Origin of the sequence: Lacisediminihabitans sp. H27-G8 (assembly GCF_046156175.1) — a bacterium.
Taxonomy (GTDB): Bacteria; Actinomycetota; Actinomycetes; order Actinomycetales; family Microbacteriaceae; genus Lacisediminihabitans.
Genome location: NZ_JAYLVL010000003.1, coordinates 697,505 through 718,239, shown reverse-complemented (window position 1 = coordinate 718,239; position 20,735 = coordinate 697,505). Strand labels below are relative to the sequence as shown.

Genomic DNA, 20,735 nt, shown 5'->3' with positions numbered 1-20,735 from the left:
AGATGACCGCTCTCTACGGCTCGACGATGGACCACTATCCTCCGGAGATCGCGCGGGCTCTCTCCGCCGCATTCGCGGTGGAGCCGGAGACCATCGTCGCGACCCTCCTCGTGCTCGATGGTGAGACTGCCGTGGGGCACGCGGGATTGCGTCCCCACGGATCGCAGGCGGGCGATCTCGGTGTGCTCGAGATCAAGAAGGTCTTCGTGCGGCACTCTCATCGCGGCAGGGGCATTTCCCGTGGCCTCATGACGACGCTCGAATCCGTGGGCCGGGAGCTCGGATCGACACGTTTGGTTCTGCAGACCGGGACTCTCCAGGGCGCGGCAATCGGGCTGTACGAGGCCCTCGGCTACTCGGTCACCCCGCCGTATTCGCCATTCGAATCGATGCCCAACGCGCTGTGCTACGAGAAGGTGCTGTAGCCGCGCGCGGGCCCGCTGTTCATTCGAGCCCGTTCGCCGGCACGCACCGTGGCTCGAATGGCCGAACATTCGTCGCAGGTCATCCGGTCCTTCCCCTTCGGCGATGAAATAGACGGCAGAACCCTCGAATGACGCGGGACAACGGCGGTCGGGTCGCGCCGACGGGGTGTAGGCTCCGATTTCGCGGGCCGCGAAGTGGCGGTTGCGCGCGGTGGAATATTCTTCGAAAACACCCGAATCCCACTTTTGAGAAATGGACAGCAGGATGCGTCTCAGGTATGGAATCCCCCTCGTTGCACTGGCGGCGGCACTCGCCCTGAGCGGTTGCGTGAACAACACGACGGCGACGGCCCCATCGGGCAAGGTCGACACCGGCACCAAGGACTCCGCCCTTGCAGCCCTTCTGCCCGCCGCCATCGCCTCCTCCGGCACGGTCCAGGTCGGCGTCGACGCCACCTACGCACCGAACGAATACAAGGACGCCAACGGTAAGGCGATCGGGTGGGACATCGACCTCTTCGACGCGGTCTCGGCCAGGCTCGGAGTGAAAGCGGTCTACAACATCGCCGGATTCGACACGATCATTCCGAACATCACGGGCAAGAAGTTCGACGTTGGCCTCTCGTCGTTCACCGACACGGTCGACCGGGAGAAGCAGGTCGACTTCGTCAACTACTACTCTGCCGGCATCCTCTGGGCCTCACCGCACGGCAAGTCCGTCGATCCCGACAGCGCGTGCGGACTGAAGGTCGCCGTGGAAACCGGCACCACCGAAGAGCAGGACGAGCTCCCCGCGAAGTCGAAGACGTGCACCGATGCCGGCAAGGCCGCCATCCAGATCCTCAAGTTCGACGGCCAGGATCAGGCGACGAACGCGGTAGTGCTCGGGCAGGCCGATGCGATGAGCGCCGACTCGCCGATCACCGACTATGCGGTGGCGAAGTCCGGCGGAAAACTGGAGGCCGCCGGCAAGACCTTCGAGGTCGCGCCCTACGGCGTTGCAGTCGACAAGGGATCGAAGCTCGGTGTCGCGCTGCAGAAGGCCTTCCAGGCAATAGTGGATGACGGCACCTACACGAAGATCCTCGAGAAGTGGGGCGTGCAGGACGGCGGTCTCAAGTCCATCACGATCAACGCTGCGGCGAACGGCTAAGTCATGTCCGCATTCCCTGATCGCGCCGCGACGGGTGGCGGAAGACCAGCGGACGATCCGTCCGCCTCAGCTGTGATCAAGGCGGTGAGATTGCGTCATCCGTGGCGCAATCTCATCGCGGTGATCATCCTCGTGGGACTGGCAGCGTTCCTCTGGGACGCGGCCCTGCGCAAGCCGTTCCAATGGGACGTCTACGCGAAGTATCTGTTCGACCAGCGGATCTCGCAGGCGGCGCTCGTCACGCTCGAGCTCACTGTCTACTCGATGCTCATCGCGGTGGTGCTCGGCCTTCTGCTCGCGGTGATGCGACTCTCGACGAATCCCGTGTTCAAGAGCATCGCGTGGGCCTACCTCTGGGTCTTCCGTGGCACACCGGTCTACGTGCAGCTCGTCTTCTGGGGACTCCTGTCGGTGATCTACCCCACGTTGTCCATCGGGCTGCCATTCCTGCCCCCGGTGCTGACGCTGCCCACCGGACAGGCTCTCAATGTGTTCGAACTGGCCATCATCGGGCTCGCCCTGAACGAGGCCGCGTACCTCGCCGAGATCGTGCGCGCCGGAATCCTCTCGGTCGACGCCGGCCAGGAGGAAGCGGCGGTCGCTCTCGGGATGAGCTGGACGCAGACCATGTGGCGGGTCGTGATCCCGCAGTCGATGCGAGTAATCATCCCTCCCACGGGCAACGAGGTGATCTCGATGCTGAAGACGACCTCACTGGTGACCGCCGTGCCTTTCAGTTTCGATCTGTTCGCGCGGTCGCGGGACATCTCCATCGAGACCTTCACCCCCATCCCCCTGCTGCTGGTCGCCTCGACCTGGTACCTCGCGGTCACCTCGGTACTGATGGTGGGGCAGTACTTCCTCGAGAAACGGTTCGCCCGAGGCATCGGCGATGCGCGACCGGCCAACTCCGAGGTTTCGCTCGAAACCGGTGCCATCACCGTGTCGGACTCGGGCGTGCCGGGTGATCCGACGATCTTCCCCGACGGAAAGGCGCACCTGTGAGCACGGCCGGAACACCCATGGTCGAGGCCGATTGCGTCTCGAAGAGCTTCGGTTCGAACCGCGTGTTGAAGAGCATCTCACTGACCGTCGGGCGCGGAGAAGTCATGTGCCTCGTCGGGCCGAGTGGGTCGGGCAAGTCGACCTTCCTGCGCTGCATCAATCACCTCGAACAGGTGGACGCGGGTCGCCTCCGGGTCGATGGGGACCTCATCGGGTACCGGGAGAAGGGCGACAAGCTCCATGAACTGAAGCCCGCAGAGGCCGCCCTGCAGCGTCGCGACATCGGCATGGTATTCCAGCGCTTCAATCTCTTCCCCCACATGACCGCGCTCGAGAACATCATCGAGGCACCGATGCGGGTGAAGCGCGTTGCGCGGGCCGCCGCAGTGGAGAGGGCGAAGGTGCTGCTCGCGCGCGTCGGCCTGGCCGACAAGGTGGACAGTTACCCCGCCCACCTGAGCGGGGGACAACAGCAGCGGGTGGCGATCGCGCGGGCGCTGGCGATGGATCCGAAGCTCATGCTCTTCGATGAGCCGACGTCGGCTCTCGACCCCGAACTCGTGGGCGAGGTGCTCGAGGTGATGAAGAATCTCGCGCAGGAGGGCATGACGATGATCGTGGTGACCCACGAGATGGGATTCGCGCGCGAGGTGGCCGACTCGTTGGTCTTCATGGACGGTGGCGTGGTGGTGGAGTCCGGTGACCCCCGCGAGGTGCTCTCCAACCCTCAGCACGCCCGCACGAAGGCGTTCCTCTCCAAGGTGCTCTGACGCGGCTCCACCGTCCGGATCGGCTGCGCGACCCAAGTGCTGCGGATTTGCTGTGCAGGGTCGGCGAAGTTGATGTTTTCGCATCCACAGGCGTAGCGTGCCTGAGAGCGCTCGCAGGCGAGCGCACCCAGTCGAGGATGACAGGAACACCATGACCGACCCGAGCTACTCCACCCTCTCCGTCGCCGCGATCCTCAAGGAATCCGCCGATCGAACCCCCGACAATGTCGCGCTCGTCGTCGGCGGCCAAGAGCTCACCTACGCCGAGCTGTGGACAGAGACCCGTTCGTACGCCGGAGCCCTGCTCGGCCAGGGGGTGACCGAGGGAGACGCGGTCGCCATCCTCATTCCGAATGTCGCCGACTTCGCCCGCGCCTACTTCGCGATCCTCAGCATCGGCGGCATCGTCGTGCCGATCCACGCCCTCCTCAAGGCGGACGAGATCGAATACGTGCTCCGCGATTCCGGAGCCACCATGCTCATCTGCGCAGCGCCGTTGCTCGGGCAGGGAGCAAAGGGAGCGGCGCAGGCCGGTATCCCCGTGCTGTCGGTGCTCGCCCCCGAACCGGTCGAGGGCATCCTGCAGCTGGAGAAGCTCGCCGCGGAGGCGGAACCGATCCGCACCTATAGCCCCCGCCAACCGTCGGATACGGCGACGATCCTCTACACCAGTGGAACGACGGGCAAGCCGAAGGGGGCGATGGGCAGCCATTTCGCGCTCGTCGAACAGACCAACACCCTGTTGCTGACCACCTTCGACATGACCGCGGATGACACGGTGTTCGGTGGCCTTCCCCTCTTCCACACCTTCGGCCAGACCTGCACGCTCAACACCGGACTTCGTGCCGGGGCGAAGATCGTGCTGCTGCCGAAGTTCGATGGAGACTCCGCCCTCCGACTGCTGATCGACTCGGGATGCACCATCATGATGGGCGTTCCCACCATGTACATCGCGCTTCTCGAGGCCGCGAAGAAGACCACCGAGCGCCCGAAGCTGCGCTACGCGGTATCCGGGGGAGCATCGCTCCCGCTCGCGGTGATCGAACGATTCCGCGCCGAGTTCGGCGTGGAGATCTACGAGGGCTATGGGCTCACCGAGACCTCACCCGTCGCGAGCTTCAACCATGTGGGGCGCACGCCGCGCGCCGGAAGCATCGGCACCCCGATCTGGGGAGTGGATGTGGAGATCGCGCGGGCAGAGGTGGAGGACTCCATCGAACTGCTTCCGATCGACGAACTCGGCGAGATCGTGATCCGCGGGCACAACCTCATGAAGGGCTACCTCAACCTGCCCGAGGAGTCGGCGAAGGCCATCGTGGACGGTTGGTTCCGCACCGGCGACCTCGGTACCAAGGACGCAGACGGCTATCTCTGGATCGTCGACCGCAAGAAAGACATGATTCTGCGGAACGGATACAACGTCTATCCGCGGGAGGTCGAAGAGGTGCTGGTGGCGCATCCCGCGGTCTCGAGTGCCGCGGTTTTCGGCGTGGCCCACGAGATGCACGGCCAGGAGATCATGGCTGCAGTGGTGCTGGCGCCCGGAGCTGATGTCGACACCGCCGCCCTCGCGGAGTACGCGAAAGAGAAGCTGGCCGCCTACAAGTACCCCCGCCGCGTGGAGATCGTGGAGACCCTGCCCCTCGGGCCGAGCGGCAAGGTGCTCAAGCGCGAACTGGTGGCCATCTACGAGGCCGAGGTGGAAGTGGCGGTCACCACTCAGCCTTGATCGCTTAGGGTAGGCTTACCTAAAGGTTCTGCGGACGGAACCTGCCCTGACTTGAGGAGCCTTCCCCCATGATCACCACCCCGAAATGGGTCGGCGTTGCTGCGCTCGCCCTCGTGGCCGCGATCACCCTGGCCGGATGCTCGACGGCAACACCCTCCACCGGTTCCACACCCGGCGCGAAGCCCAGCGGGGCCATCACGGTCTACAACGCGCAGCACGAAGAGCTCACGCAGGCCTGGGCTGACGAGTTCACGAAGCAGACCGGCGTCACCGTCACGCTGCGCAACGGTGACGACTCCGAGCTCGGCAACCAGCTGGTGCAAGAGGGCAACGCCTCGCCCGCCGACGTGTTCCTCACCGAGAACTCCCCGGCGATGAGCCTCGTCGACAACGCGAAGCTCTTCGCCCCCGTGGACGCCGCGACTCTCGCGCAGGTGCCGGAGGCGTACCGCCCCTCCTCGGGGCACTGGACCGGAATCGCCGCGCGCAGCACGGTCTTCGTCTACAACCCGTCGATGCTCTCCGAGAGTCAACTGCCCGCATCCCTTCTCGACCTTGCCGACGCGAAGTGGAAGGGGCGCTGGGCCGCCTCGCCATCGGGCGCGGACTTCCAGGCCATCGTGAGTGCGCTCCTGGCGTTGAAGGGGGAGAAGGCGACATCCGCCTGGCTTGCTTCGATGAAAGAGAACGCCACCGCGTACAAGGGCAACAGCGCCGTGATGAAGGCCGTCAATGCGGGGGAGATCCCGGCCGGAGTCATCTACCACTACTACTGGTTCGGCGACCAGTCCGGCACCGGGGAGAACAGCGACAACACCAAGCTCCACTACTTCAAGAACTCGGATCCCGGCGCCTTCGTGAGCACCTCCGGCGGGGGAGTGCTGAAGACGGCGAAGAATCCGGTGGCGGCCCAGGCCTTCCTGAAGTTCATCACCGGTAAGACCGGCCAGACCATCCTGCAGACCGGGAGCTCATTCGAGTACCCGGTCGCCAGCGATGTCGCGGCGAACAAGGCACTCGTGCCGCTCGTCGACCTGGATGCCCCGGTGCTCGATCCCTCGAAACTCGACAGCCGCAAGGTCACCGACCTCATGACCGCGGCCGGGCTTCTCTGACGCTGCCCTGAATAGACTCGGCCGGTGACTCGACTTCGACAGCGCACCCCCGGTGCCATCATCGCGATGGCTGCCGGGGTTTCGCTGTTGGGCCTGGTGCCGCTCGGCTATGTCGCGGTCACGGCCATCCTCACCGGGGGTCCGACCCTCTCCGCGCTCATCTTCCGGGCGCGGGTGGGCGAACTCCTCGCCAACACCGCGGGACTCGTTCTCGTCACGGTGCCGCTCTGCGCTCTCGTTGGCGTGGCCGCCGCGTGGCTGGTGGAGCGCACCAGACTCGCCGGCTCGCGGGCCTTCGCCATCCTGCTCGTGGTTCCCCTCGCCATCCCCGCCTTCGTCAACAGCTACGGCTGGGTGAGCGCCGTGCCATCGCTCAACGGGCTGTGGTCCGGAGTGCTCGTGGCCGGCCTCTCCTACTTCCCACTCGTCTATCTCCCGACCGTCGCGGCCCTTCGACGCCTCGACCCGGCCGTCGAGGAATCCGCCCGCTCTCTCGGCGTCGCGCCGATCGGGGTCTTCTTCCGCGTGGTGCTTCCGCAACTTCGACTGCCCATCCTGGGAGGCTCGCTCATCATCGGGCTCCATCTGCTGTCGGAGTACGGGGCCTTCGCCCTGATCCGCTTCGACACGTTCACCACCGCGATCGTCGACCAGTTCCGCTCCACCTTCAACGGGCCGGCGGCGAACGCCCTTGCCGGCGTGCTCGTGTTGTGCTGCCTCGTGCTCCTGGTGGGGGAGTCCGGTGCACGCGGCGGAGCTCGCTACGCCCGCATCGGCTCTGGATCGGCGCGTCCGGCCGAGCGATCGTCTCTCGGCAGGTGGGCACCGGCCGCCTATCTCTTCCTTGGGCTTCTCGTCGCTCTCTCCGTCGCCGTTCCCTTCGCGAGTGTCGGACGGTGGCTGGTCTCCGGTGGGCTCGCCGCCTGGACCGATCGTTACCTGCTCACCGCTCTGGGCCAGACGATCGGCTACGGGCTCATCGGCGCAGTGGCGACCTGCCTTCTCGCCTTTCCGATCGCGCTTCTCGCGGTACGTTTCCCCAGTCGCGTCACGCGCATCCTCGAGTCGATCAACTACGTCACCAGTTCGCTCCCCGGGCTCGTGACCGCCCTCGCCTTCGTGACGGTGGCCATCCGCCTGGTGCCCGCTCTCTACCAGACCGCCGCGCTGGTGATCGTGGTCTACCTTCTGATGTTCCTGCCGCGGGCGATCGTGAACCTCCGCTCTGGACTGGCCCAGGTGCCCCCCGGGCTCGAGGAGGCCGCCCGTTCGCTCGGTCGCCCGCCGCTGCTCGCCTTCTTCACCGTCACCCTGCGGTTCGTGATGCCCTCGGCGCTTGCCGGCTCGGCGCTGGTCTTCCTCGGGATCGTCACGGAGCTGACCTCGACCCTGCTCCTCGCGCCGAACGGCACGCGCACCCTCGCGATCCAGTTCTGGTCCCGGGTCAATGACATCGATTATGTGGGGGCGGCGCCGTATGCCAGTCTCATGATCCTGCTCTCGTTGCCGGTCACCTACCTGCTCTTCGCGAGAGCCCGATCAGACCGAACGGCGGTGAACAGCCTGTGAGCGATTCATCCTCGCCTTCGCGTGAGAGCAGCGCCATCGAGAGCAGCGCCATCGAAATACGCGGAATCGGCAAGCGCTATGGCGCGACCCCGGTGCTCGAGTCCATCGACCTCGATGTGCCGGCGGGGTCGAAGACCGTGATCGTTGGCTCCTCCGGGTCGGGCAAGACCACCCTGCTGCGGCTGCTGAGCGGTTTCGACTTCCCGGATGCTGGCACCATCCGAATCGGGCCCGACATAGTCGCCGGGCCCGGAGTCGCCGTGCCCGCTCATCGCCGCGGAATCGGGCATGTCGCCCAGGACGGCGCACTGTTCCCCCACCTCACGGTCGGCCAGAACGTATCCTTCGGGCTGGATCGACACGAGCGCGGGGATCGTACGGCGATCGTGGCTGAGCTGCTCGATCTGGTCTCCCTCGATCCCTCCCTTGCCTCGCGTCGCCCTGATGAGCTCTCCGGAGGGCAGCAGCAGCGGGTCGCCCTCGCCCGCGCGATGGCGCGAAAGCCGGGAATCATGCTGCTCGACGAGCCGTTCTCCGCTCTGGACACCGGACTGCGGGCGGCGACCCGTGAATTGGTCGCCGCAGCGCTCAGCGCGGCCGGAGTCACGACGGTGTTGGTGACCCACGATCGCGAGGAGGCGCTGACCTTCGGCGACCAGGTCGCCGTGCTGCGCGACGGGCGCCTCGCCCAGGTTGGCACACCCGTCGCGCTCTACTCGACTCCGGCGGATCTCGCCACCGCGCGCTTCCTCGGGGATGCCGTGGTCTTCGACGCAGAGGCCTCCGGTGGTCGGGTGCATTGCGCGCTCGGACTCGTCGCGCAGTCGAGCTCGCTCGTCGGAGCCTGCACGGCGCTCTTCCGGCCGGAGCAGCTCGTCGTCGACCCGCTGCTGCCGGGAGCGGATGCCGCGGGCTGCGTCGCCCGGGTGGTCGCAGTCGAGTTCCAGGGAGCATCCCAGCTGCTGACGCTGGAACTGGCCGGAGCGGGCTCGATCGAGATCCCGGTGACCGGAGCATGCGCCCATCGCCGGGGCGACCGGGTCGTGCTCCGCGCGCTCGGCGACGCCGTCGTGTTCGCCGGCAGCTGAGACCTCAGTCCGACAGCACCCGCACGATGCGCAGGAGCGAGACCGGCTCTGACGTGCCGAGGTGCTGAGCGAAGAGGCTGAGGCGCAGCTCCTCGAGCAACCATCGGGCGCGCACCAGGGGAGCTGCAGAGTCCGGTGCGAGGGGCAGGCGGCCGCCGGCGAGTTCGTAGCGCGCCGTCGCGGTCTGCACCTCCGTCATCCACACCCGGTCACGCCCCAGGTTGTCTCCGAGCTTGCCGATGCGATGCACGACGGCCGCCAGGTACACCGGCAGCCGACGCAGTTGCGAGAGTCCGGTCTCCGAGGCGAAACCGGGATAGACCAGGGCTGACAGCTGCTCACGGGCATCCGCGAGCGGGCTGAGCATGGCGATGTTCGAGGCCGCCTTGATCGCTTTCTCGGCATCGCGGGCTCCGGCGATCACCTTCGTGAGCAGCGAGACGGTCTGGAACAGCGCCTCCATGATCGTGGCCGAGATCTCGTCCCGCACTGCCTCGAATTCCTTGCGGGTCCAGATCTCGCGGTCGGCGATCACGGCGTCGATGCAGACCGCCATGCAATCCGCGAAAAGCTCGGCCGTCGTCCGGTACGGGCTCTGGGCGAGCGTGAGCTTCTCGGTCTGGGTAAGGTGATCCTGCACGTAGGACACGGGGGAGGGGATGGCGAGAAGCAGCATCCGCCGCACCCCGCGTCGTTGCTCCCTCGACTGGTCGAGCGGGGTCGTCATGAGGCGGATGGCCACGCTGGAGCCCTCGTCGACGAGGGCCGGGTAGGCCCGGATCGTGTTGCCACCCTGCTTGGTGTCGAGGGTGCGCGGCAGCTCGTCGAAATCCCAACCGGTGAGCCCCGCGCGCTCGAGGTTGCTTCGGGGGGTGACGGATGCCCGCGCCACACTCTCCCGCACCGTCGACTTGAGCTGCTCCTGGAGGGCACGCAGGTCGGTGCCCGTGGCGACAGTGCGCGAGCGCTCGTCGATGACCGCGAAGCTCATGCGCAGGTGGGAGGGGATGCGGGACTCGTCGAAGTCGGTGGTGGCGACCGGTACATAGGTGAGCCGGGTGATCGTGGCCGCGAGGGCCGCCCGCAGCGAGCGTCCATCGCTCACCTCGGGGAGCTCGGCGAGCAGCCGCCGTGCCCAGTCGTTCGCCGGCACGACATTGCGACGGATCGCCTTCGGTAAAGATTTGAGCAGCGCCGTGACGAGCTCCTCCCGAAAACCGGGCACCTGCCAGTCGAAACCCTCCGGGTCGAGCCGCGCCAGGAGGGCGATCGGCACCTGCACGGTGACCCCGTCGTCGTCGCTTCCCGGCTCGAAACGGTAGCCGAGCGACAGCTGCTGGTCGCCCTGGCTCCACGTCTTCGGGTACGAGGTCTCCACGAGTTCGGCCACGGGAGCGGCCTCATCCTCGTCGATGAGGTTCTCGGCTGTCATCGTCAGCAGGTCGGGAGTCTCGCGGCGCGCCGTGCGCCACCACGTCTCGAACAGCCGCTGGCTGGTGATCTCGCTCGGGATGCGGCGCTGGTAGAAGTCGAACACTGCTTCGTCGTCGAAGAGCAGGTCCCGTCGGCGCGTGCGTTCCTCGAGCTCGGCGAGCTCGGTGCGCAAGGCGCGGTTGGCCCGATCGAAGGCGCTCACCCGCTTGTCGACACGGTCGAGGTCCCACTCGCCGTCGACGAGGGCGTGGCGGATGAACAACTCGCGCGCGTAGGCCGGATCGACCTTCGCGAACTGCGCCCGCCGACGTGCCACGATCGGCACACCGTAGAGGGTGACCCGCTCCCAGGCGACGGCGGATCCCTGTTTCCTTTCCCAGTGCGGCTCGCTGTAGCTTCGCTTCACGAGATCCCCGGCGATGGGCTCCGCCCAGGAGAGGTCGATGGCCGCATTGGTGCGAGCGAACAGTCGGCTCGTCTCCACCAGCTCGGCACTCATCAGCTCTGCGGGCTGCTTCTTCGCCAGGGCCGACCCGGGGAAGACACTGAACCGCACCTGCCTCGCGCCGATGTAGTCCTTCTTCGCGACATCCCGGATGCCCAGTTGGCTCAGCAGGCCGGCGAGCAGCGAGCGGTGGATGGCGTTGGGGTTGGTAGACGGGCCACCGACCACGAGACCGAGCGGCTTCGCCATCCGCTCGAGCTGGCGGAAGACATCCTTCCACTCGCGCACCCGAAGATAGTTGAGGTATTCGCTGCGGCAGAGCCGCCGGAACTGGTTGCCGCTGAGTTCCTTCTCCCTCTCGCGCAGGTGATTCCAGAGATTGAGCAGTGTGAGGAAGTCGCTCGTCGGATCAACGAAGCGCGCATGGGACTGGTCGGCCTGCGCTCGCTTCTCGAGCGGTCGTTCCCGGGGATCCTGGATGCTGAGCCCGGCGACGATCGCCATCACCTCGCGGGTCACCCCGTGCTGTTTGGACTCCACCACCATGCGCGCGAGTCGCGGATCGATCGGCAATTGCGTGAGCTGCTTGCCGATGCGGGTGATGCGGGGATCGTCTCCGCTTCCGGCCTCCACGGCTCCGAGCTCTCGCAGAAGGTCCAGACCGTCCTTGATGCCGCGCGAGTCCGGCGGCTGAAGGAAGGGGAACCTGGCGATATCGCCGAGTCCGAGCGAGATCATCTGCAGGATGACGGCGGCGAGGTTCGTGCGCAGGATCTCCGGCTCGGTATATTCCGGTCGGCGCATGAAGTCCTGCTCCGCATACAGGCGGATGGCGATGCCGTCACTCGTTCGACCGCTTCGGCCCGAGCGCTGGTTCGCGCTCGCCTGGCTGATCGCTTCGATGGGCAGTCTCTGCACCTTCGAGCGCACGCTGTAGCGCGAGATGCGGGCCGTGCCCGCATCGATGACGTACTTGATGCCCGGCACGGTGAGGCTGGTCTCCGCCACGTTGGTCGCCAGCACGATGCGACGACGGATGCCGGGGGCTCGCCCGGTCTCGAACACCCGGTGTTGCTCGGCAGAACTCAGTCGACCGTAGAGCGGAAGCACCTCGGTGAATGGCAGGTTCCGGCCGCCGATCGCCTCCTCGGCATCCCGGATCTCGTTCTCCCCGCTGAGGAAGACCAGCACGTCACCGTTCGACTCGCGGGCCAGTTCGTCCAGCGCGGCGTTGATCCCCTCGAGGGGATCGAGGTCGGCCTCCGCCTCCGTGTCGTCCTCATCCTCTTCCAGCGAGGCCTCGGCCACGAGTGGGCGGTACCGCACCTCGACGGGGAAGGTTCGTCCGCTCACCTCGACGATCGGTGCGCCGACGCCCGCGGCATCCGCGAAGTGACGGGAGAAGCTCTCGGGGTCGATGGTCGCGGAGGTCACGATGATGCTGAGGTCGGGTCGCTGCGGCATCAGCTGTTTGAGATAGCCGAGAAGGAAGTCGATGGTGAGGCTGCGCTCGTGGGCCTCGTCGATGATGATCGCGTCGTACTTGCGGAGGAGCCGGTCGCGGTGGATCTCGTTGAGCAGGATGCCGTCGGTCATCAGCTTGATCCGGGTGTCGGGGCCAACGGTGTCGGTGAATCTCACCTGGTAGCCGACGAGCCCGCCGAGAGGCGTCCCGAGTTCGTCGGAGATGCGCTCGGCGATCGTGCGCGCGGCGATGCGCCTCGGCTGGGTGTGGCCGATGCTCGTCTTGCCGAGTTCGAGCAGGATCTTCGGCAGCTGGGTGGTCTTTCCCGAGCCGGTCTCGCCGGCGATGATCACGACCTGGTGGGTGCGGATGGCGGCGGCGATGTCATCGCGGCGTTGGCTGACCGGGAGATCCTCCGGATAAGAGATCACGTACTGCGAGGTCGCGTTGTCGGTGGTCGCGTCGGTCATGGGTGTCCAATTCTACCGACTGCACCTTCACCGTCTCCTCCGGGCAGGCGAGAAGAGCGAAGGCGCTCGAGCCGCCCGAAAGCTCGAGCCGCTCGACGGCTCGCTCCAGTCGATGGTGGAGCTAGTCGAGGGCGGAGCTATTCGAAGGCGGAGATCCCCGTGATCGCCCGCCCGACCAACAGGGTGTTGATCTCGTAGCTCCCCTCGTAGCTGTAGACCGCTTCGGCATCCGCGAAGATGCGCGCCATGCCGAAGTCGGTCGAGATGCCGTTTCCCCCGAGAATGCCGCGCGCCATCGCCACCGACTCGCGCATGCGGGCGCTGCCGGAGGCCTTGGCCATCGCCGCGTGCTCGGAGCGCAGGGTGCCCTGCTGCTGGAGCTGCGCGATGCGCACCATCGTGCCGAGCGACGCGGTCGTGTTCTCGAGGATCCGCACGAGTTTCTCCTGCACCAGCTGGAACGACGCAATCGGCTTTCCGAACTGCTGGCGCTCGAGTGCGTAGGCGAGCGCGTGGTCATAGGCGGCGAACTGCAGTCCGACGGTCTGCCAGGCCACCCAGACCCGGGAGTCCGTGAGCAGTGCGCTCGCGTCGCGGAACGAGTTCGCACCGGGCAGCCGGGACGACTCGTCGACGCGCACGTCATGGAGCAGGATGTCGGCGTTCTGCACGATACGCAGGGAGATCTTGTTCTCGATCTTCTCTGTGCGCAGGCCAGGGGTGCCGCGATCGACGATGAAGGCCTTGATCTCGCCGTCGGCGGTGTCGCGTGCCCAGAGGATGATGTGGTCGGCCATCGTGCCGTTGCCGATCCAGCGTTTGGCGCCGGTGATGCTCCAGGTGTCGCCGTGCCGGGTGGCTGTCGTCTTCATCGAGCGGGAGATGTCCGACCCATGATCGGGCTCGGTCAGGGCGAAGGCGCCGATGCGGGACAGGTCGTGGAGGCCGGGGAGCAGTCTTTCGCGCTGTTCGTCGGAGCCGAGCCGGTCGATCGCTGCGGTGACGAGTTCGGAGTGCACTCCGAGGAACGTGGAGATCGACATGTCGACCCGCGACAGTTCGAGATGGAGGAAGCCCCTCAGCAGATGGCTGCCTCCCGCGTCGGGGATGCCGATGAGGTCGAGACCGGCAAGGGTCGGCAGCAGCTCGAAGGGGAAAGTCGCGGCATCCCAGTGGGAACCGATGACCGGACGCACCTCGCGATCGAAGGTCGCGGTGGCGTCGGCGAGGCGGTTTTGCTCCACCGGCGTGAGCAGGCCGCGGTAGTCGAGGAAGTCATCGGAAGGTCGGGGGCGGCGTGCGTCCGCGATGGCGGTGTTGGACTGCAGGCTCATCGGGGCGTCATCCTGATCGCGCCGTCGAGGCGAATCGTCTCTCCGTTGAGGTAGGGGTTCTCCACGATGTGCCTCACGAGCGCGGCATATTCGTCCGGCCGTCCGAGTCGTGCGGGATGTGGCACCTGGCTGCCGAGCGAAAGCTTCGTCTCGTCGCTCATTGCCGCCATCATCGGAGTCTCGAAGACCCCGGGCGCGATGGTCATGACGCGGATGAGGTGCGCGGCGAACTCGCGCGCGATCGGCAGCGTCATGGCCGCGACCGCACCCTTGGAGGCCGAGTAGGCCGCCTGGCCGATCTGCCCGTCGAAGGCAGCCACCGAGGCCGTGTTGATGATGACCCCGCGCTCGCCGTCGATCGGTTCGTTCTGCTGCATGGCCGCGGCGGCCAGGCGAAGCACGTTGAAGGTCCCGATCAGATTGATCCGGATGGCGCGCTCGAACACGTCGAGGGAGAGGGGGCCTTCCCGGCCGACGACACGGTTCGCGGGCGCGATACCGGCGCAGTTGACGAGGATGCGCAGGGTGCCGAGCCCCGTTGCCGTCGTCACCGCGGCCGCGACCTCCGCTTCGCTCGTCACATCGGCGGCGACGAAGGTCGTGCCCTCCAGCGCCTCGGCGGGCGCGGTCAGATCGAGGATGACCACGCGAGCGCCGGCCGAGGCGAGCTCGCGGGCGGTGGCCAGCCCGAGGCCAGAGGCCCCTCCCGTGACGATGGCCACGGTGTCGGTGATGTTCATGCTGCTCCTATCCGAGGGCGATGAGTTCGAGCGGATCGGCCAGGATACGGCCGATCTCTGCGAGGAAGGCCGAGCCCTCGGCCCCGTCCACGAGACGATGATCGAAGGAGACGCTCAGGGTCATCACCGAGCGCAGAGCGATCTCCCCGCGGAACTCCCAGGGCTGGCGCCGGATCGCCCCGGTGCAGAGAATCGCCGCCTCTCCGGGGTTGATGATCGGGGTGCCGCTGTCGATGCCGAAACTGCCGATGTTCGTGATGCTGATGGTGCCGCCGGAGAGTTCGGAGACGGCGGTCTTGCCGTCGCGCGCGCGAGTCGCCAGGCCCGAGAGGGCATCGGCGAGCTCGCGGAGTGTCAGTGAGTTGACATCTTGGATGTTCGGCACCATGAGGCCGCGGGGCGTGGCTACCGCGATGCCGAGATTGACCGCCCGGTAGGTCACGATCTCCTGGCTCGCCTCGTCCCAACGGGAGTTCAGTTCCGGATGCCGCAGAATCACCATCGCCAACGCCTTCGCGACGAGCAGCAGCGGGGTGACCCGCGCGCCATCGAATGCCGGGTGCGCTCGCAGATGCTCCACCAGTTCGACGGTGGGAGTGACATCCACAGTGACGAACTCGGTGACATGGGGCGCGGTGAACGCGCTCGCGACCATGGCCGCGGCGGTGCGCTTGCGCACGCCGCTGATCGGCACGCGGGTCTCCTCCGGCCGGGGAACGGCCGCGGAGACGGTGCCGGCGACGCCGGTCGCCGGAGCAGCACTCGCGGCCTCGACATCCGAGCGGATGACCGCGCCATTCGATCCCGTACCGATGACGGTCGAGAGGTCGAGCCCGAGCCGCCGGGCCAGATCCCTCACCGGCGGCTTGGCGAGCACGCGTGACGGCGTGGGAGGGGCGGGAGCGGCGGAGGGCACGGGCGCGGCGGCGGGTGAGGCGGCACTCGCCGGTGCGGCCGCGGGAGCAGAAGCAGCCAGAGCACTCCTTCGACGGCGATGGCCCGACCTGTGGTCGATCTCGCCCGGACCGTAGCCGACGAGCATATTCGACCGGCCGTCTTCTTCGGTCGCCTCTGGCGCGAGGTCATCGGTGCCGAAGCTGATGATCGGCGCCCCCACCATCACCGTCTCGCCCTCGGAGACGCGCAGGGAGGAGACGACCCCGACGATCGGCGAGGGCAGCTCGACCAGAGCCTTGGCGGTCTCCACCTCGCAGATGACCTGGTTGAGCGTCACCTCGTCACCGGCCTTCACGAGCCAGCGCACGATCTCCGCATCGGTGAGGCCTTCGCCGAGGTCGGGGAGCAGGAAGTCGGTAGCCATCACTGCACCGCCAGGCTTCGGTCGATCGCGTCGAGTACCCGGTCGATATCGGGCAGATAATACTGCTCCACCTTGGACGGCGGATAGGGCGTCGAGTACCCACCCACCCGGATCACGGGGGATTCGAGCATCCAGAAGCAGCGCTCGGAGATGCGGGCGGCGATCTCGGCCCCGAGCCCCAGGAACGCGGGAGCCTCGTGAACCACGACGAGCCGACCGGTCTTCGCGACCGAGCGCTCGATGGTGACGAAGTCGATGGGGGAGAGCGATCGCAGGTCGATGACCTCGACCGAGGTGCCCTCGGTGGCCGCCTCGCGGGCGGCGGCGAGGGCGGTGGCCACCATCGGGCCGTAGGCGACGACTGTGAGATCGGTCCCCTCGGTGAGCACCCGGGCGTCGAAGAGCCCGAGTGTCGGGGTGCCGTCGAGGTCGACATCCTGCTTGTCCCAGTAGCGGCGCTTCGGTTCGAAGAACAGCACCGGGTCGTCGGAGGCGATGGCCTGCTGGATCATGCCGTAGGCGTCATCCGCGGACGAGCACGAGACGACACGGAGGCCGGCGGTGTGCGCGAAGTAGGCCTCTGGCGACTCGGAGTGGTGCTCCACCGCTCCGATCCCCCCGCCGTAGGGCACTCGGATGGTCAGGGGCACGGTGACGGCCCCGTCGGTGCGCTTATGGATCTTCGCCAGCTGCGACACGATCTGGTCGAAAGCCGGGTAGATGAAGCCGTCGAACTGGATCTCGCAGACGGGTCGGTAGCCCCGCATCGCGAGTCCGATGGCGGTGCCGATGATGCCGGATTCCGCGAGCGGGGTGTCGAACACCCGCTCCCGGCCGAATTCTGCCTGAAGCTGGTCGGTCACGCGGAAGACGCCGCCGAGGGCGCCGACGTCTTCGCCCATCAGCATGACGCGGTCGTCGGAGTCGAGCGAGCGGCGCAGCCCGGCGTTGATGGCCTTGGCGAGGGAGAGGATCGTCACTTGTCGGCCGCCTTCGTGTCGGGGATGCCGTGGTACGCCAGGAATTCGACCCGCTCCTCCTCGAGCAGCGAGTGCGGCTCGCAGTAGACGTTCTCGAAGATGGACTCCGGCGCCGGTTCGACGGTTCCGAGGCATCCGGCGCGCACCGAGGCCGCGAACTCGGCGGCCTTCGCTTCGGCAGCGGCGAGCATCTCCGGGGTCGCGAGCCCACGGTGCTCCAGGGTGCGCCGCAGCCGGTCGATCGGGTCGCGCTCCTTCCAGCGGGCGAGCTCTTCGGCATCGCGGTAGCGGGTCGGGTCGTCGGATGTCGTGTGCGGCCCCATGCGGTAGGTCACGGCTTCGATGAAGGTGGGTCCGTCGCCGTTGCGCGCGCGCTCGGCGGCGTAGCGGGTGACGGCGAGCACGGCGAGCACGTCGTTGCCGTCCACCTGCACGCCCACAATTCCGAAACCGGCGGCACGCCGCACGATCGGCACGGTGGTCTGCACGCCCACGGGAGCCGAGATCGCGAACTGGTTGTTCTGGCAGAAGAAGACGACCGGGGCGTTGAAGCTGGCGGCGAATCCGAGGGCCTCGGAGAAGTCGCCCTGGCTGGTCGCACCATCTCCGAAGTAGGTGATCGCGATGTCGTCGGAGCGGTCGCGGCGGATGCCCATCCCGTAGCCGACCGCCTGCAGCATCTGCGAACCGACGACGATCGCCGGGGTCGTCATGTTGACCTCGTAGGGGTTCCAGCCCGAGTGGGTCGATCCGCGCCAGAAGCGCAGGATCATGGTGGGATCCACTCCGCGCACGTAGGCGACGGCGTGCTCACGGTAGCTGGCGAAGACGAAGTCCTTCGAGCGCAGGGCGTGGGCGGATCCCACCTGCGCGGCCTCCTGGCCGAGCATCGGCGCCCAGAGGCCGAGCTCGCCCTGGCGCTGCAGCGCCGTGGCCTCGGCGTCGATGCGCCGCACGACCACGAGATCGGTGTACAGCTGCACCAGCTCGGCGTCCCCGATGTCGCTGACATAGCTCGAGAAGACGGGATGGGAGATCAGGTCGCCGCCGGCGGTGGGCAACAGCGCCACCGCTTCGGTGTGCTCGGTGGTCTCGATCGATGCGATGCTCATGGCTACCGTCCTCGTTGACGTGTATGAATGCTGGCGTCTGTGCCTGTCTGGCTTGTGGCCAGTTGTCCCTGAATAGTGCGCCCTGCGGCGATACTGCACAACCCATCTCTCGAGTATTGAGCAGAATGCACACCGGGAGTGCGTCCAACCGTGCCAGACTGCGATACATGCAAGACCTCGACGGCACCGATGCCCGCATCCTTCTCGCCCTCAGCGACGACGCCCGGCTCTCGGGCGTCGAGCTCGCCCAGCGCCTCGGGCTCTCCCGCAACACTGTGCAGTCGCGGCTCGCGCGGCTCGAGGCCGGGCAACTGCTCGGCAGCATGGATCAGCGCGTGCAGCACCGGGCCCTGGGCTATCCGCTCACCGCCTTCGTCGCGGCCAGGGTCGACCAGCACCGCCTGCAGGAGATCGAGGCCGCGCTCACCGGCATCCCCGAGGTGGTGGAGGTGCACGGCATCGCCGGGGACGCCGACATCATGATCCGCGTGGTGGCGCAGGACACCGACGATCTGTACCGCATCGCCGGGGTCATCCTGGCCTCACCCGGAATCGAGCGCACCGAGGTCTCGCTGTCGATGCGGGAGATGGTGCCCTATCGCACGGCGCCGCTGTTGCGGCAGCGCGCCGGTCTCAGCGACTGACCGTCGCGGTGATCACCGCGATCGATTGCGTGTCCTCGATCGTCGGGGGCACCACGTAGTCCTCGCCGTTCACGATCTGGCGCATGGTCTTGCGCAGGATCTTGCCCGACCGGGTCTTCGGCAGTCCGGAGACCACCACCACGTCGCGGAACGCCGCGACGGCGCCGATCTGCTCCCGCACCATCGCGACCAGGTCGGCGGCGAGGGCATCGTCGGTGATGTCCGTTCCGCTCTTTAGCACAACGTAGCCCATCGGTTTCTGGCCCTTGATCTCGTCGTGCACCCCGATCACCGCGCACTCGGCGACGGCCGGATGCTGTGCGAGCACCTGCTCCATCGAGCCAGTCGAGAGCCGGTGGCCCGCCACATTGATGATGTCGTCGGTGCGGCCCATGACATAGAGGTAGCCCTCGCGGTCGAAGTAGCCTGAGTCGCCCGTGAGGTAGTGGCCGGGGAACACCGAGAGATATTGGTGCACATAGCGTTCGTCGCCATTCCACAGGGTGGCGAGGGTGCCGGGAGGCAGTGGGAGGGAGATGACGATGTTCCCCTCGTCGAGGTGCGGCACGGGCTGGCCGTGCTCGTCCACGATGCTCACGTTGTACCCGGGCACGGGGAAGGATGGCGATCCGGCACGAAGCGGAAGCTCCTCGAGGCCCCGCGGACTCGCGCAGATCGCCCAGCCTGTCTCGGTCTGCCACCAGTGGTCGATCACCGGCTTCTCGAGCAGCGCGGTGGCCCAGGTCCAGGTGTCGGGGTCGAGGCGCTCGCCGGCGAGGAAGAGGGCGTCGAGGCAGCTGAGGTCGTACTGGTGGGAGAGCGCGGCGTGCGGATCGGCCTTGCGGATGGCTCGCAGCGCGGTCGGCGCGGTGAACAGGGTCTTCACGCGGTAGTCCGAGACCACGCGCCAAAACGCACCGGCATCCGGTGTTCCCACCGGCTTGCCCTCGTAGAGCACCGTCGTCGCCCCGGCGATGAGGGGACCGTAGACGATGTAGGAGTGGCCGACGACCCAGCCGACGTCGCTCGCCGTCCACATCACATCCCCCGGCCCGATGTCGTAGATGTTCTTCATCGACCAGGCCATGGCCACCGCATGGCCGCCGTTGTCGCGCACCACACCCTTCGGTGCACCCGTCGTGCCGGAGGTGTACAGGATGTAGAGCGGATCGGTCGCGGCCACCGCAACGGCAGCGCGCGGCGTCGCCGTCATCGAGTGCTCGTCCCAGTCCCACCAGGCCGTGCCCTCGGTGGCGTGATCGGAGGCCCACCCCGGCACCTCTGGGCGGTCCTTCACGATCACGGTTCCGACAGTGTGCGTGCTCAACTCCAGCGCGGCCGCGATGGTGGGAAGGTACTCGACCACGCGATTCGGCTCGATTCCACCGGTGGCGGTCACGATCACGATCGGCTCGGCGTCGTCGATGCGGGCGGCGAGTTCTTTGGCAGCGAAGCCGCCGAACACCACGGAGTGCACCGCCCCGAGTCGCGCACAGGCCAGCATGGCGACGAGGGCCTGCGGCATCATCGGCATGTAGATGATCACCCGGTCGCCCTTGGCCACCCCGGCATCGGCGAGCACGCCCGCAAACCTGGAGACCTTGTCGAGCAGGGTCGCGTAGCTGTAGCTCTTCTTCTTGCCGACCACGGGGGAGTCGTAGATCAGGGCGATGCTGTCCCCGCGCCCCGCGAGCACATGACGGTCGAGCGCGTTGAAGCAGGTATTGAGTTCCGCACCCGCGAACCAGCGGTAGAGGGGCGCGGCGCTGCTGTCGAGGGCGGTGGTCGGCGCGACCGTCCAGTCCACGAGCTTCGCCGCGTCGAGCCAGAAGCCCTCACGGTCGTCGACGCTCTGGTCGAAGGCCTGCCGGTAGCCGCCGGAGTTCACAGTTTGCTCGTGTGGTGCACTCACGGAATACCTCTCCATCGAAGTTGC

Annotated in this window: 16 protein-coding genes; 9 read left to right on the top strand and 7 right to left on the bottom strand. The window is 67.1% G+C overall.

All coding sequences use genetic code 11. The features are described 5' to 3' along the window. Window positions 1–2 precede the first annotated feature (2 nt). The 8 genes from VLI63_RS12690 to VLI63_RS12655 all read left to right on the top strand — a co-directional run bounded on the left by VLI63_RS12690 (window position 3) and on the right by VLI63_RS12655 (window position 8,854). The gene (locus tag VLI63_RS12690) at window positions 3–425 is read left to right on the top strand and encodes a GNAT family N-acetyltransferase (RefSeq protein ID WP_409157187.1); all 423 of its coding nucleotides are present in this window, start codon (window positions 3–5) and stop codon (window positions 423–425) included. A 265-nt stretch (window positions 426–690) separates the two neighbouring features. Further along, window positions 691–1,578, top strand: coding sequence for an ABC transporter substrate-binding protein (locus tag VLI63_RS12685; protein WP_409157186.1), 888 nt, complete (start codon window positions 691–693; stop codon window positions 1,576–1,578). Between the two features lie 3 nt (window positions 1,579–1,581). Then, a complete protein-coding gene (locus VLI63_RS12680; protein ID WP_409157185.1) occupies window positions 1,582–2,583 on the top strand; it encodes an amino acid ABC transporter permease in 1,002 nt (333 codons plus the stop codon). A 17-nt stretch (window positions 2,584–2,600) separates the two neighbouring features. Further along, a complete protein-coding gene (locus tag VLI63_RS12675) occupies window positions 2,601–3,353 on the top strand; it encodes an amino acid ABC transporter ATP-binding protein (RefSeq protein WP_409157250.1) in 753 nt (250 codons plus the stop codon). A 151-nt stretch (window positions 3,354–3,504) separates the two neighbouring features. Continuing rightward, window positions 3,505–5,082 carry a long-chain-fatty-acid--CoA ligase gene (locus VLI63_RS12670; RefSeq protein WP_409157184.1) on the top strand — a complete coding sequence of 526 codons (1,578 nt, stop codon included), beginning with the start codon at window positions 3,505–3,507 and terminating at the stop codon, window positions 5,080–5,082. 68 nt (window positions 5,083–5,150) lie between these two features. Continuing rightward, the gene (locus VLI63_RS12665) at window positions 5,151–6,197 is read left to right on the top strand and encodes an iron ABC transporter substrate-binding protein (RefSeq protein WP_409157183.1); all 1,047 of its coding nucleotides are present in this window, start codon (window positions 5,151–5,153) and stop codon (window positions 6,195–6,197) included. A 24-nt stretch (window positions 6,198–6,221) separates the two neighbouring features. Next, entirely contained in the window at window positions 6,222–7,766 is a 1,545-nt protein-coding gene (locus VLI63_RS12660) for an ABC transporter permease (RefSeq protein ID WP_409157182.1), read from the top strand. After that, a complete protein-coding gene (locus VLI63_RS12655) occupies window positions 7,763–8,854 on the top strand; it encodes an ABC transporter ATP-binding protein (protein ID WP_409157181.1) in 1,092 nt (363 codons plus the stop codon). Before VLI63_RS12660 ends, VLI63_RS12655 begins: the two co-directional genes overlap by 4 nt. Before the next feature lie 4 nt (window positions 8,855–8,858). Here VLI63_RS12655 and hrpA read toward each other — a convergent pair whose 3' ends face one another. From hrpA to pdhA, 6 genes are all read right to left on the bottom strand, one after another. After that, complete coding sequence (hrpA, locus tag VLI63_RS12650; RefSeq protein ID WP_409157180.1) at window positions 8,859–12,668, bottom strand: ATP-dependent RNA helicase HrpA; 3,810 nt, start codon at window positions 12,666–12,668, stop codon at window positions 8,859–8,861. Between the two features lie 137 nt (window positions 12,669–12,805). Next, window positions 12,806–14,002, bottom strand: a complete 1,197-nt coding sequence (locus VLI63_RS12645; RefSeq protein ID WP_409157179.1) for an acyl-CoA dehydrogenase family protein — start codon at window positions 14,000–14,002, stop codon at window positions 12,806–12,808. Further along, a complete protein-coding gene (locus tag VLI63_RS12640; protein WP_409157178.1) occupies window positions 13,999–14,742 on the bottom strand; it encodes an SDR family NAD(P)-dependent oxidoreductase in 744 nt (247 codons plus the stop codon). Before VLI63_RS12640 ends, VLI63_RS12645 begins: the two co-directional genes overlap by 4 nt. Before the next feature lie 7 nt (window positions 14,743–14,749). Next, window positions 14,750–16,063, bottom strand: a complete 1,314-nt coding sequence (locus VLI63_RS12635) for a dihydrolipoamide acetyltransferase family protein (protein WP_409157177.1) — start codon at window positions 16,061–16,063, stop codon at window positions 14,750–14,752. Beyond that, window positions 16,063–17,043, bottom strand: a complete 981-nt coding sequence (locus VLI63_RS12630; protein WP_409157176.1) for an alpha-ketoacid dehydrogenase subunit beta — start codon at window positions 17,041–17,043, stop codon at window positions 16,063–16,065. Before VLI63_RS12630 ends, VLI63_RS12635 begins: the two co-directional genes overlap by 1 nt. Next, entirely contained in the window at window positions 17,040–18,155 is a 1,116-nt protein-coding gene (pdhA, locus tag VLI63_RS12625; RefSeq protein ID WP_409157175.1) for a pyruvate dehydrogenase (acetyl-transferring) E1 component subunit alpha, read from the bottom strand. The genes VLI63_RS12630 and pdhA overlap by 4 nt, the downstream gene beginning before the upstream one ends. A gap of 167 nt (window positions 18,156–18,322) precedes the next feature. Between pdhA and VLI63_RS12620 the strand changes: the two genes are divergently transcribed. Further along, window positions 18,323–18,799 (top strand): Lrp/AsnC family transcriptional regulator, encoded by a 477-nt coding sequence (locus VLI63_RS12620; protein WP_409157174.1) that lies wholly within the window; start codon window positions 18,323–18,325, stop codon window positions 18,797–18,799. Here the strand turns inward: VLI63_RS12620 and VLI63_RS12615 are convergent. Next, window positions 18,789–20,711 carry a propionyl-CoA synthetase gene (locus tag VLI63_RS12615; protein ID WP_409157173.1) on the bottom strand — a complete coding sequence of 641 codons (1,923 nt, stop codon included), beginning with the start codon at window positions 20,709–20,711 and terminating at the stop codon, window positions 18,789–18,791. The genes VLI63_RS12620 and VLI63_RS12615 overlap by 11 nt on opposite strands. Window positions 20,712–20,735: the final 24 nt, after the last annotated feature.